General features: G+C 29.9%; 13 protein-coding genes and 1 tRNA gene. 5 read left to right on the top strand and 9 right to left on the bottom strand.

All coding sequences use genetic code 11. From position 1 onward, the window contains the following. Window positions 1-12: 12 nt before the first annotated feature. Window positions 13-1,026, top strand: coding sequence for a polyprenyl synthetase family protein (locus tag ACIJYB_RS01275; protein WP_435151433.1), 1,014 nt, complete (start codon window positions 13-15; stop codon window positions 1,024-1,026). On the opposite strand, the gene pdxH is transcribed toward ACIJYB_RS01275, so the two are convergent. Further along, the gene (gene pdxH / locus ACIJYB_RS01270) at window positions 1,023-1,649 is read right to left on the bottom strand and encodes a pyridoxamine 5'-phosphate oxidase (protein WP_435086396.1); all 627 of its coding nucleotides are present in this window, start codon (window positions 1,647-1,649) and stop codon (window positions 1,023-1,025) included. The genes ACIJYB_RS01275 and pdxH overlap by 4 nt on opposite strands. A 33-nt stretch (window positions 1,650-1,682) precedes the next feature. On the opposite strand from pdxH, the gene aroC reads away from it, so the two are divergent. Beyond that, on the top strand, window positions 1,683-2,765 hold the full coding sequence (gene aroC, locus ACIJYB_RS01265; protein ID WP_435151430.1) for a chorismate synthase: 1,083 nt from the start codon (window positions 1,683-1,685) through the stop codon (window positions 2,763-2,765). On the opposite strand, the gene dxs is transcribed toward aroC, so the two are convergent. The 3 genes from dxs to ACIJYB_RS01250 are packed head-to-tail and all read right to left on the bottom strand — an operon-like array spanning window position 2,762 to window position 5,792. Then, on the bottom strand, window positions 2,762-4,687 hold the full coding sequence (dxs, locus tag ACIJYB_RS01260) for a 1-deoxy-D-xylulose-5-phosphate synthase (RefSeq protein ID WP_435151427.1): 1,926 nt from the start codon (window positions 4,685-4,687) through the stop codon (window positions 2,762-2,764). The genes aroC and dxs overlap by 4 nt on opposite strands. Continuing rightward, window positions 4,687-5,559, bottom strand: coding sequence for a polyprenyl synthetase family protein (locus tag ACIJYB_RS01255; RefSeq protein ID WP_435151424.1), 873 nt, complete (start codon window positions 5,557-5,559; stop codon window positions 4,687-4,689). Before ACIJYB_RS01255 ends, dxs begins: the two co-directional genes overlap by 1 nt. Continuing rightward, complete coding sequence (locus ACIJYB_RS01250) at window positions 5,556-5,792, bottom strand: exonuclease VII small subunit (RefSeq protein ID WP_435151421.1); 237 nt, start codon at window positions 5,790-5,792, stop codon at window positions 5,556-5,558. The genes ACIJYB_RS01255 and ACIJYB_RS01250 overlap by 4 nt, the downstream gene beginning before the upstream one ends. A gap of 20 nt (window positions 5,793-5,812) precedes the next feature. Between ACIJYB_RS01250 and ACIJYB_RS01245 the strand changes: the two genes are divergently transcribed. Next, a complete protein-coding gene (locus ACIJYB_RS01245; protein WP_435151419.1) occupies window positions 5,813-6,745 on the top strand; it encodes an L-threonylcarbamoyladenylate synthase in 933 nt (310 codons plus the stop codon). 219 nt (window positions 6,746-6,964) lie between these two features. On the opposite strand, the gene ACIJYB_RS01240 is transcribed toward ACIJYB_RS01245, so the two are convergent. Then, window positions 6,965-7,041, bottom strand: a tRNA-Arg gene (locus ACIJYB_RS01240). A gap of 23 nt (window positions 7,042-7,064) precedes the next feature. On the opposite strand from ACIJYB_RS01240, the gene ACIJYB_RS01235 reads away from it, so the two are divergent. After that, the gene (locus tag ACIJYB_RS01235; protein ID WP_435151417.1) at window positions 7,065-8,045 is read left to right on the top strand and encodes an RluA family pseudouridine synthase; all 981 of its coding nucleotides are present in this window, start codon (window positions 7,065-7,067) and stop codon (window positions 8,043-8,045) included. Between the two features lie 41 nt (window positions 8,046-8,086). Next, complete coding sequence (rpoH, locus tag ACIJYB_RS01230; RefSeq protein ID WP_435151416.1) at window positions 8,087-8,980, top strand: RNA polymerase sigma factor RpoH; 894 nt, start codon at window positions 8,087-8,089, stop codon at window positions 8,978-8,980. Here the strand turns inward: rpoH and ACIJYB_RS01225 are convergent. From ACIJYB_RS01225 to folP, 4 genes are read right to left on the bottom strand one after another with little or no spacing between them, the layout of a single operon-like run. Further along, window positions 8,977-10,269, bottom strand: coding sequence for an adenylosuccinate synthase (locus ACIJYB_RS01225; protein ID WP_435151415.1), 1,293 nt, complete (start codon window positions 10,267-10,269; stop codon window positions 8,977-8,979). The two genes, rpoH and ACIJYB_RS01225, sit on opposite strands and share 4 nt — an antisense overlap. Beyond that, window positions 10,269-11,081, bottom strand: a complete 813-nt coding sequence (gene thiD / locus ACIJYB_RS01220) for a bifunctional hydroxymethylpyrimidine kinase/phosphomethylpyrimidine kinase (protein ID WP_435151413.1) — start codon at window positions 11,079-11,081, stop codon at window positions 10,269-10,271. Before thiD ends, ACIJYB_RS01225 begins: the two co-directional genes overlap by 1 nt. Further along, window positions 11,078-12,409, bottom strand: coding sequence for a phosphoglucosamine mutase (gene glmM, locus ACIJYB_RS01215; protein WP_435151412.1), 1,332 nt, complete (start codon window positions 12,407-12,409; stop codon window positions 11,078-11,080). Before glmM ends, thiD begins: the two co-directional genes overlap by 4 nt. After that, the gene (gene folP, locus ACIJYB_RS01210; RefSeq protein WP_435151411.1) at window positions 12,409-13,461 is read right to left on the bottom strand and encodes a dihydropteroate synthase; all 1,053 of its coding nucleotides are present in this window, start codon (window positions 13,459-13,461) and stop codon (window positions 12,409-12,411) included. Before folP ends, glmM begins: the two co-directional genes overlap by 1 nt. Between the last annotated feature and the right edge of the window lie 2 nt (window positions 13,462-13,463).

The following is a 13,463-nucleotide window of genomic DNA, read 5'->3' as shown; positions in this document are numbered from 1 at the left end:
CCTAAATTGATTATGGGAACTGTAGTACAACTTAAAAAACAGATAAACGACTCTTACTTTCAACTCAAAGATTCTGTTGAGGATAAACTGGTTTTAACAGAGGAAAAAATTAAATCAAAATTAGCCAGCGATGTTCATTTAGTGCAAAAAATGACAGACTATCATATTAAAACTGGTGGAAAAAGATTGCGAGCTCTTTTAACTTTAGGTGCTGCAAAATTGTGTGGGTATTCCAAAGGATCAAGAGACATTAATCTAGCAGCGTGTGTAGAATTAATTCATAGTGCAACATTGATGCATGACGATGTGATTGATGAAGGTGTTTTGAGAAGAGGAAAAGAAACTCTAAATAAAGTCTGGGACAATCATTCTTCAGTTTTGATTGGAGATTACTTGTTAAGCAGGTGTTTCGAGATGATGGTGGAAGATGGTAATTTAGAAATTTTAAAGTTATTATCGTCAACTTCCTCAAAGATTGCTCAAGGAGAAGTTTTACAACTTCAACATAAAGGTGAAGTTGACATGTTAGAAGAAACTTACTTAAAAATTATTTCAGCTAAAACTGCAGAACTATTTGCAGCTGCAACAAAAGTAGGGGCAATTTTATCAAATGCAGACACAAAAGAAAAAGATGCTCTTGAATTTTATGGGAAAAATCTTGGTCTCACCTTTCAAATTGCAGATGATACTCTAGATTATAATTCTGATCTCAAATTATTTGGAAAAAAAATTGGTCAAGATTTTTTTGAAGGAAAAATCACCTTACCTGTAATTTTACTTTTTCAAAAAATAGATTTAGGTGAAAAAAAATTATTAATTAATCTATTTAGAAAAAACATAAGAGAAAGGGATGATTTTAACGAAATAATTTCTTTAATAAAAAAATATAATATTATTGAAGAATGTTATCAAAAAGCCCAGCATTACATCAATCTTGCTTCAAATTCTTTAACTGTGTTTAAGGACTCTAAGGAAAAAAATATTCTCAAAAATCTTACCTCATTTAGTTTGGTGAGAAATTTTTAAGGACTTAATAAAGACTTTGTCCAATTACCGTTTTTATCAGTAGTGTAATTTAATCTTTCATGAATTCTACTATCTCCATCTAACCAAAATTCTATTCTTGTTGGTGATAAATTCCAGCCAGACCAATGATTGGGTCTTGGTACATTATTTTCATCATTGAATTTTTGTTTATACTCTTTAATTGATTTTGTAAGTTCGTCTCTATTATTTAATTCTTTACTTTGTTTTGATGCCCAAGCACCAATTCTGCTATCATAGCCTCTGGAGTTGTAATATTGATCGGCCACTTTGTCTTCTACTTGCGTTATCACTCCACTAATTCTTACTTGTCTTAAAAGACTTTTCCAATGAAAACACATTGCAGCATTGGGGTTTTCTTTAAGTTCCATTCCTTTTTGACTATTTAAATTGGTATAAAATACAAATCCATTTTGATTAAACTCTTTTAACAAAACTACTCTAACTGAGGGTAGATTGTTCTTATTAGAAGTTGCTAGTGAAAGCGCATTAGGATCATTGGGTTCTAGCTTTTTTGCTTCATCCATCCATACTTTAAATAACTGAATTGGATCATTTAGATCTAAAAAACAGTTATTGAGACCAAGTGAGTTTTTTTGATTCATAATTTAAACAAAATAATCTATATAATATAAATAATGTCATTTAATACTTTTGGAAAGCTATTTCGTTTCTCAACTTGGGGAGAGTCTCACGGACCTGCTATAGGTTGTGTGGTTGATGGATGTCCCCCTAATATAAGCCTTAGAGAACAAGATATACAAGTAGAATTAGACAAAAGAAAACCAGGGCAATCAAAATTTACAACTCAACGAAAAGAAGATGATAAAGTTCAAATTTTATCTGGTGTGTTTGAGGGAAAGACTACTGGAACTCCCATATCACTTATAATTTATAACAAAGATATGAGATCAAAAGATTATGGAAATATAAAAGATAAATTTAGACCAGGACATGCTGATTTAACATATTTTAAGAAATATGGAATAAGAGATTATAGAGGCGGTGGAAGATCCTCAGCAAGAGAAACTGCAGCTCGAGTTGCAGCAGGTGCAATAGCAAAAATTGTGTTACAAAAAAAATTAGGTAAAAAATTTAAAGTTATAGGTGCTGTTACTCAACTAGGAATATTGGGGTGTGATAAAAATCAATGGGATGATAAGATAATTTCAAAAAATCCATTTTTTTGTCCAGATAAATCAATGATCAAACTCTGGGAAAAGTATTTGTTAGATGTTAGAAAACACGGATCTTCCTGTGGAGCTGTTATTGAAGTAAGAGCAAGAGGCATACCGGCTGGGCTTGGTGCACCAATATATTCAAAACTAGACTCTGACATTGCATCTGGCTTAATGAGTATTAATGCTGTCAAAGGAGTAAATATTGGATCTGGAATGAACTCGGCACAATTAACTGGGGAGCAAAACTCAGATGAGATTTCTCAAAAAGGTAAAAAATTAAAGTTTAATTCTAATAATGCTGGAGGCATCTTAGGTGGGATATCAAGTGGCCAAGAAATTGTTGCTTCATTTGCTGTAAAACCAACATCATCAATTTTAACAACCAGAAAAACAATTAATAAATTTGGTAAAAATACCACTATATCAGTTAATGGGCGGCATGATCCCTGCGTGGGAATAAGGGCAGTTCCTGTTGGCGAAGCTATGATGAATTGTGTTTTATTAGATCATTATTTAATGAACAAAGCACAATGTGGTTAAATCTGTTTTAAATTTTTAACTACTTTAATTGAGTCTTTTGTAAATAAAACATCTAAAATTTTCTTTGAAATTTGGGAAGCATTTAGTCCAGCAACATCGTACATTTTTTTTGGATTGTCTTGTTCGATAAAAGTATCAGGCAATGTCATTGATCTAAACTTTAATCCTTTATCAAATATACCTCTCTCAGCTAGTAGATTTTTAACATGAGAACCAAAACCACCTATCGATCCTTCTTCTATAGTTATCATTACTTCATGTTGTCGAGCACATTTTAAAATAAGTTTTTGATCTAAAGGTTTAGCAAATCTTGCATCAACAATTGTTGCTGACACACCTTTGCTCTTTAATTCCTCAGCTGCTAATTTACATTCTTCAAGTCTTGTTCCCAAACTTAAAATACATACTTGGTTTCCTTCTTGAACAATTTTTCCTCTACCAATTTCAATCTTTTCATCAATTGAAGGTAATTCAAGACCCACTCCTGTCCCTCGTGGATATCTAATCGCACTTGGTTTGTCATTAATATCAATTGAGGTGTTTATCATTTTTACTAACTCGACCTCATCACTTGCAGCCATCACAATAAAATTAGGAAGAGTTGATAAATAAGTAATATCAAATGAACCAGCGTGTGTAGATCCATCTGCACCTACTAAGCCAGCTCTATCTATTGCAAATCTTACTGGCAAACTTTGAATAGCCACATCGTGAACAACCTGATCATAAGCTCTTTGTAAAAAAGTAGAATAAATTGCAGCATAAGGTTTATAACCTTCTGTAGCTAAACCAGCGGCAAAAGTTACCGCATGTTGTTCAGCTATACCAACATCAAACATTCTTTTTGGAAATTCTTTTCCAAAAATATCCATACCTGTTCCTCCAGGCATTGCAGCTGTTATACCAACAATTTTGCTATCTTTTTCAGCATGTTTGACTAAAGTGTTTGCAAATACTTTTGTGTAAGCTGGTAGATTACTACCACTTTTTACTTGTTCACCTGTCTCAACATTAAATTTTGACACACCATGGTAATGATCGGTGGCTTTTTCTGCATATGAATAGCCTTTTCCTTTTTGTGTTTTAATATGTATCATGATTGGACCTTCATGTTTCAGGTCTCTTGCATTTTTAAGAATTGGAATAAGACTTGTTAGGTCATGACCATCAATAGGACCAGCATAATAAAAACCTAATGAGTTAAATAACGTGCCTCCTGTAACTGCAGATCGCAGAAAATCTTCAGCTTTGCCTGCTTTTGCGCTAAACCGTTTTGAGAACGAAGACATTATCAATTTAATTGTTTCTCTTAGACTAAAATAAATTTTTCCAGTTAATAACTTTGTTAGGTAAGTTCTCATTGCACCCACTGGTTTTGCAATTGACATATCGTTATCATTCAAAATAACAATCATTTTTGTTTTTGATGCTCCAGCATTATTCATAGCTTCATAAGCCATGCCTGCACTTATTGCACCATCACCAATTACAGCTATTACATTTGAAGATTTATTTGCCAACTTATTCGCTTCAGCAATTCCTAGTGCTGATGATATAGATGTTGAACTATGAGCGGCACCAAAGGGATCATACTCACTCTCAGATCTTTTTGTAAATCCTGATAGTCCATTTCCTTGCCTTAATGATCTTATTTTATTTTTTCTTCCAGTTAAAATTTTATGTGGATAAGACTGATGACCCACATCCCAAATCAATTTATCATTAGGAGTGTCAAAAACATAATGAAGAGCAACAGTCAATTCAACAACACCTAGCCCTGCCCCTAAATGTCCACCAGTTTCGGACACTGCACCAATCATCTCTTCCCTAACTTCATCAGATACTTTTTGCAAATCATGTTCTGATAACTTTCTTAAGTCAGATGGAAAATTTATATCATTTAAAAAACTATACTTTTTCATTATTTTTCTCTGTGTAAAATATAATTCAATGTTTCTTTAATATTTTTAGAATTTGAACCATATTTTTTTAAATTCTCATTTGTTTTTAAAATAATTCTATCACAATATTTAATTGCATTCATATAGCCAAGTAAGCCTATTAGTGTAGCCTTGCCTTTCTTTTGATCTTTTCCTGTTTTTTTTCCAGCTATTTTAGAGTTACCTTTAAAATCAATTAAATCATCAGCTATTTGAAATAATAAACCTATATCAGAACCAATATTTTCAAAAAATTTTATTTCTTTAATATTTTTTTTCTTAATAATTGAAGGAGCAGCACAGCAAAAACTAAATAATTTTCCTGTTTTTTTAATTTCCATTTCTATAATCTTGCTTTTAGAGATCTTTTTTTTTTCATAGCTAAGGTCCAGATATTGACCCCCAGCTATACCCAAGTGACCTGAGCATTCAGATAGTTTCTTAATTAAATCAATTTTAATTTTTTCACTTATTTTTAAAGTAGGGCTTGCTAAAATTTCAAATGCCATTGTAAGCAATGAGTTTCCAGCAAGGACTGCTGTGGACTCTCCAAATTTAATGTGTGCAGATGGTTTTCCTCTTCTTATTTTGTCGTTATCCATACATGGCAAATCATCATGAATTAGTGAATAAGCATGAATACATTCTACAGCAGCGCCAATAGCAATTAATCTTTTATAATCTATTGCTAGCAATGAGCCAACATCAATTAAAATTTTAGATCTGATTTTTTTTCCACCAGGAAACAAACCATACTTCATAGCTGGAATTAATTTAGAATTATTCTGCTTATCAAGAAATCTATTTAAAAAAAAGTTTGTATCTTTTGCAATCCTATCAAGCTTAGTTTTCATTTTTTTTTTTTGATTTCTCTAACTTTTTTATTGGTTTCTTCGCCTAAGGATCTAAAATTTTTATGAAATTTTTTTTCAATAATACTGTTTAATTTTAATAATTGCTGATAGCTTTCAACAGAATTATTTAGATCTTTTTCATTTTCTAAAGACTCAATTATTTGATTTGCTTGATCTGTTAATTCTTCGAGCGAACTTGTATTATTATCAGGTAGTAAATTTTTATCTTTCATATAATAATGATTATTAATACATGAAATCTATTCAATCAAATATCAAAAAAGCTAAAAAATATTTAGATAAGAATCATTGTGTAGCTGTGCCTACTGAAACTGTCTATGGATTAGCTGGAAATGCTTATTCAAGCCTATCTGTAAAAAGGATATTTAAGTTGAAGAAAAGACCGATGAATAACCCATTAATTGTTCATTATTTAGATATTAATAGGCTTAAAGATGATTGTGTTATTAATGATAATTTTATCAAGCTGTATAATAAATTTTCTCCTGGACCAATTACATTTATCTTGAAATTAAAAAAAATTTCTAAAATTTCTAAATTTGTAACTAATAAACAAAATAGCCTTGCTGTTCGTTTTCCCAAACATCCTTTATTTAAAAAACTACTTAAAAGTTTGAACTATCCATTAGCTGCTCCGAGTGCGAATATATCAACTAGATTAAGCTCTGTTAAAGCAACTGACGTTATTGAAGAGTTTGAATCAAAAATTAAATATATCTTAGATGGAGGAAAATGTCAGATTGGTTTAGAGTCAACAATTATCAATCTTTTAGGAAAACCAACAATACTTAGATTTGGCGGGTTGGATGTTTCAAAAATAGAAAAAATATTAAAAAAAAAAGTTTTAATAAAAACTAATTCAAAGAAAAAAATTGCACCTGGTCAATTTCCGTTACATTACTCTCCTGGTATTCCATTAAGAATGAATGCTAAAAAACCAAAAAAAGATGAAGCTTTTGTATTAGTAAAAAAAAGAAAAGCTACGTTTAAAAATTATTACTATTTAAGTAAAAATAACGATCTTCAACAATCTGCTAAAAATTTATACTCATTACTGAGAAAAATTAAAAAAGATGGTTATAAAATGATTGCAGTTGAAAAAATTCAAAACAAAGGCATTGGCAAAACAATAAATGATAGATTGAACAGAGCCTCGAAATATTAAATGTCAAATTCGTTCTATTTAATCATTTCTACAAAAATATTTAGCAACTGATAAAATTTAAAGAATAGATTTTGTTTAAAAAAAAACAAATAAAAATAAATACTAAAAAATTTTTCTCATTACTATCGTACCAACTAATTAAGTATTTTGTCTATCCCTCTTAGTTAAATTAAATATGTCTTAAAAAAAGTCAAAAACGTAGAAAAATATAGTTATTATTGGTGCGCCTGCTAGGAGTCGAACCCAGAACCTCCTGATCCGAAGTCAGGCGCTCTATCCAGTTGAGCTACAAGCGCATATAGTATTAATATTACATTTTATGGAAAAAAACATTAATTTTATAGTTGAGGAAAATGAAAATAATCAAAGAGTTGATGTTTTAATCAACAAAAGAGAAGAGCAGATTAGCAGAACTAGAATTAAAAACTTAATCCTTAAAGAAAAACTAAAACTAAATGATAAAATCATTAAAAGTCCTTCAAAAAAAGTTTTAACTGGTGACAAATTGAGTCTTAATATCCCAGAACCTCAAGAAGCTTCGCTAAAACCCTACAACTTTAAACTAAATATAGTTCATGAAGATAATGATCTCTTAGTAATTAACAAGCCAGCTGGGATTATTATGCATCCAGGAGCTGGAAACTATGACAAAACAATTGTTAATGCTTTAATGCATTACGATGAAAACTCACTATCAACTATTGGAGATGAACTTAGACCAGGGATTGTACATAGAATTGATAAGAATACTTCAGGTTTAGTTGTTATTGCAAAAAATAATGAAACGCATGAAAACTTGTCAAAACAATTTAGCGATCATACAATCACAAGAGTTTATCAACTTTTAATTTGGGGTAAACTAAGACCTTCATCTGGTAGAATTGACACTTTTATAACTCGAAGCTCAAAGAACAGACAATTAATGGAAGTTAGTCGATCCAAAGGTAAGCAGGCAATTACAAATTATAAAACTATCGAAATTTTCGAAAACGATAAAACTCCAACACTAAGTTTAGTTGAGTGTAAATTAGAAACTGGAAGAACTCACCAAATACGTGTTCATATGACTTATCTAGGAAATAGTATTGTTGGAGATGATAAATATAAAAAGAAATATAAGAAGTTAAAAAATATTGATATGGAAATAGAAAGCTCTATTTCAAAATTAGAAAGACAATTTTTGCATGCAAAAACTCTAGGGTTTATTCATCCTAAAACTAATGAGGAAATGATTTTTTCCTCAATTTTGCCACAAGAACTAAATAGTTTATTAAAAATGCTTAGAAATACTAGCGAATAAACCATTGAAAATTTAAAATAGTTAATTAAATAAATACAGCTATGAATGCAACTTTTAACAACAATGTGCCAGCTCTTTCAAATGAGGGGGGGCTATCTGCATATTTAGAACAGATTAAAAAATTTCCGATGTTGGCTGCTGAAGAAGAATATATGTTGGCTAAAAATTGGAAAACTACAGGCAATATAAAATCAGCTGAAAAATTAGTAACAAGTCATTTAAGATTAGTTGCTAAAATTGCAATGGGCTACAAAGGATATGGACTTCCTGTAAATGAAATGATTTCTGAGGGTAATGTTGGACTTATGCAAGCAGTTAAAAAATTTGAACCTGAAAAAGGTTTTAGATTAGCAACATATGCTATGTGGTGGATCAAAGCTTCTATCCAAGAATATATATTAAGATCTTGGAGTTTAGTTAAAATAGGAACAACTACAGCTCAAAAAAAATTATTTTTTAATCTTAAAAAAATAAAAAATCAAATTGCACCTCAAACTGAAGGTGATTTAAGAGATGAGCATGTGAATGAGATAGCTAACAAACTAGCTGTTAGCAAAGATGAGGTGGTTTCAATGAATAGACGACTTTCTGGTAAAGAATTTTCTTTAAATGCTCAAGTTGGTGAAGATGGAGATGAATGGCAAGATTGGTTAGTGGATAAAGAGTTGGATCATGATTTAAAATTTGCTCATCAAGAAGAAATGGAGCAAAGAAAAGATTTATTAAAAAACTCGATTAAAGTTTTAAATGATAGGGAAAAAGAAATTTTATACTCTAGAAGATTAAATGATAATCCTACAACTTTAGAGGATTTAAGTAAAAAATATAAAATTAGTAGAGAGAGAGTAAGACAAATTGAAAATAAAGCTTTTGAAAAATTACAAAAACAAATGTTACTGATGGCTAAATCTAAAAATTTATTACCTGCAAACTAAATATCAAAAGGATTTTCAACTAAAATAGTATCATCTCTTTCAGGGCTAGTTGATACACTAGAAACTTTTGCTCCTATAAAATCTTCTACTGCAAAAATATATTTTTTTGCATTATCGGGTAATGCATCCATATTTTTAATACCATTAGTTGATGTTTTCCATCCTGGAAAAGTTTTATAAATTGGTTTTATTTTTAATTGATCTTCAACAGCTGCAGGTAAATAATCTATTTTTTTTCCATCAAGATCGTACTCAACACACATTTTAATTTCATCCAACTCATCAAGAACGTCAAGTTTAGTAAGTGCAATACCATCAATACCTGAAATTTTTATAGTTTGCCTTACTAGCACACCATCAAACCAACCACATCTTCTTTTTCTACTTGTCACTGTTCCAAATTCTTTTCCTCGTGTACCTAGCAATTCACCAATATCATCTGTTAATTCCGTTGGAAAAGGGCCTTCACCAACTCTAGTGGTATAAGCTTTAGTAATTCCCAAAACATAATTAATTGAATTTGGACCACATCCTGTACCTGTCGCAGCACTTGATGCAACTGTGTTGGAAGATGTTACATAGGGGTATGTGCCATGATCAACGTCTAATAAAATTCCCTGAGCCCCTTCAAATAAAATTTTCTTTTTTTGTTTTTTAAACTCATCAATTTTAAGCCAAACTGGCTGCGAAAACTTTAATATTTGAGGAGCTATTTCTAATAAATTCGATTTTAATTGTTCTTTTTCAAAAATTTTTTTTTCTAAACCTTTTCTGATCGCGTTATGATGGGCTAAAACTGACTCTAGTCTTTGATCTAAATTTTTTTCTGACCTTAAATCCATGACTCTAATTGATCTTCTGCCAACTTTATCCTCATATGCTGGACCAATTCCTCTTCTTGTAGTTCCAATTTTACTTTTGCCAGCAGCATCTTCTCTTATTTCATCCATTTCTCTATGAAATGGTAAAATTAAATTTGCTGCTTCAGAGATAATAAAATTATCAACATTTACATTTACACCTTTTAATTTTATTTCTTCAATTTCTTCAAGTAAAGCCCAAGGGTCAACAACTACACCGTTCCCAATAATTGAAATTTTATTTTTTCTTACGATTCCTGAGGGTAATAATCTTAATTTATAAGTTACTCCATCAATTACCAAAGTATGACCCGCATTGTGTCCTCCTTGAAATCTGATTACTACATCCGCTTGTTCTGAAAGCCAATCAACTATCTTTCCTTTTCCTTCATCTCCCCATTGTGATCCAACAACAACTATGTTTTTCATTATTTAAATTTTCTCTCTATATTAATTGTGTGAAGATGATTAATTGGGCCATGACCTTTACCATATTTGGGGTTAGTTCTAATGCCAGAACTTACATAGTTAATGCCAAGCTCACAAGATTTCTTTATAGGTTTTCCACATGATAAAAATGTAGTTATTGCACTCGATAAAGTACATCCTGTTCCATGGGTATTTTTTGTTTTATATCTTTTATTGGTAAAAATTTTAATATCAGATTTTGAAACAAATATATCTTGGACTATTTTTGATTTTAAGTGACCCCCTTTAATTAATACATTGTTTGCACCAATTTCGATTAATTTATGTGCAGCAAAGATCATATCCTCTTTACTTCTGATGCTAGTGTTTGTTAATATTTCTGCTTCAGGGATATTTGGGGTAATTAATATTACTCTTTTTATCAATTTATCTCTTAACAACTTAATGGCTTTGTCATCAATTAACTTAGTGCCACCTTTTGCTACCATAACAGGATCTAGAACTATATTTTTAATATTGCTATCTTTTAAAGATCGAATTACTGACTCAATTACTTTATTTGAATGAAGCATTCCAATTTTAATTGCATTTGGTTTTATATCTTTGATAGTAAAAATAATTTGATTAAAAATTTCTTTTGGTGGAATTGGAAATATTGATTGTACACCAGTTGTGTTTTGAGCTGTTATAGCAGTAATAGCTGTCATAGCATATGACCCTAATGCTGTAACCGTTTTAATATCAGCCTGAATACCTGCTCCACCTGATGAATCTGATCCTGCAATAATAAGAACTTTGGAATTAGGTTTCACTTTATTTTTTTTAAAATTATATTTATACACTTAATTAAAAGTTTTTTATTCTCACTTTCACCCATCACTCTTATTTTAGTTTCTGTACCAGACTCCCGCACTAATATTCTTCCCTGACCATTCATTAATTTTTCTGCTAGTTTTATAGATTTTTTAACTTCTAAATCTTTAATGATAGATTTATCTTTAACTTCAATATTTTCTAAAACTTGAGGAATTTTTTTAAACTTGTTAAAAAAATAACTAGCCTTTCTTCCTTTTCTAATTGCAAATAAAGTCTCTAATGCAACTAACAATCCATCTCCAGTTGTTGCAAATTTTCCTAATATAATATGTCCAGATTGCTCACCCCCTAAATTAAAATTATTTTTTTGCATTTTTTCTTTAACATACCTATCTCCCACATTTGATCTTAAAAATTTTATATTTTCAGATCTAAAAAATTTCTCTAGACCGTAATTAGACATTAAAGTTCCAACAACTCCTCCTTTAAGCATTTTTTTATCTTTCCATCTTTTAGAAATTGCTGCAATTATTTGATCTCCATCAATTATATTTCCCAATTCATCACTCATAATAATTCTATCAGCATCACCATCTAATGAAATTCCTAAATGAGCCTTATGTTTTTTTACAGCAAGCCTTATTTTATTGGGATATGTTGATCCGCAATTATGATTAATATTCATCCCATTTGGATTAACTCCAATAGCCATTACTTTTGCTCCTAATGATCTTAGCAATTCTGGCCCTGCTTTGTAACCTGCGCCATTTGCACAATCAATTACAATCCGTAATCCTCTTAAATTAAATTCTTTTGGAAAATTTTTTTTTACAATCTTTAAATATTGCTCTGTTCCACTTTCTAATCTTTTTACTCTACCTAGCTTGTTTGGACTTGATAAATTTTTTATAATTTTTCTATCAATTAATTTTTCTATTTTTTTTTCAATTTTATCAGACAATTTCATACCATCTGGACCAAATAACTTTAGACCATTATCATAATGTGGATTATGAGAGGCTGTAATCATTATACCCATGTTGGCTTTCATTGCTTTTGTCAACATCGCCAAACCATTTGTGGGCAAAGGTCCAAGTGTGTAAACATGCATTCCAGCTGATGTAAGTCCTGAAACTAATGCTGGTTCTAAAGTGTAACCAGACAGTCGAGTATCTTTAGCAATAATTGCTATTTGTTTTCTTTTTTTTTGTGATTTGAAATATGTTCCCGATGCTAAACCAAATTTAAAAAACATATCACCATTAATATTTTTACTATTAATGGCTCCTCGTATTCCATCAGTTCCAAAATATTTTTTTGCCATTATTGATTTGTTAATTTTTTAAACACTTTCAGTCCTTGAATCAATTCATTAACATCATGAACTCTTAAAATTTGTACGCCTTGCATCATTAGATAAATTGACGATGCTACTGTTCCACCAATTCTATTTTTAGTATCATTTTTTCCTGAAATTTCTTTTATAAATCTTTTTTTTGAATTACCTACAAGTATAGGAAGACCAAGTGAATGGAAAATAGAAATATTGCTAATTAAATTCATATTATGTTTCAAATTTTTTCCAAAACCAATTCCTGGATCAATAATGATGTTATTATGCTTTATACCAATTGATTTCAAAAATTTTAATTTTTTCTCAAAAAAATCATAAATTTCCAATAACTCATTTTTATAAGATGGTTTATTTTGCATGTTTTCAGGTGTACCTTGTGAATGCTGAATAACAAAAGGTATGTTATATTTCTTTAAAACATTAATAGTTTCAGAATCATAATTTAATCCTGAAACATCATTAATCATTTTAACATCAAACTTAATTCCTTTTTTCATAACTTCAGATTTTCTTGTGTCTAGTGAAATTGGAATGTAGTTTTTTGCAGATTTAATAAATTTTTTTATTCTTTTCCATTCTAATTTACCATTTATGGCTTTTGACCCAGGTCTCGTTGACTCCCCTCCTACATCGATAATATTTGCACCTGACTCAAGCATTTTCATTGCATGCTTTAATCCTTTATTATTTTTATTAAATTTTCCTCCATCAGAAAAACTATCTGGGGTAAGATTTAATACTCCCATTATATTTGGTATCTTTAAAAAATTTAAATTTGCAAAATTTTTTTGCTTTAATCTAATTTTTTTTAAATCTGATATAACTAGTTTTTTTAATAATTTGTTTAAACTCTTTACTTTTTTTATATGTAAAATTTTCTTTGAAGTTCTTGAAATTATTTCAACATGATCAAATGATAATTTTTTATTTCCATTTAAAGGAATAGTTTTATTTTTATCAACTAATATCTCAGATTCTTTTCCATAGTAAAAATTACACGCTCTAGTGTAATATCTTTTCATTG

It is taken from the genome of Candidatus Pelagibacter bacterium nBUS_44 (assembly GCF_051200895.1).
GTDB lineage: Bacteria > Pseudomonadota > Alphaproteobacteria > Pelagibacterales > Pelagibacteraceae > Pelagibacter.
Note: the sequence above shows the minus strand (reverse complement) of the source record. Positions and strands in the feature narration are given on the sequence as shown.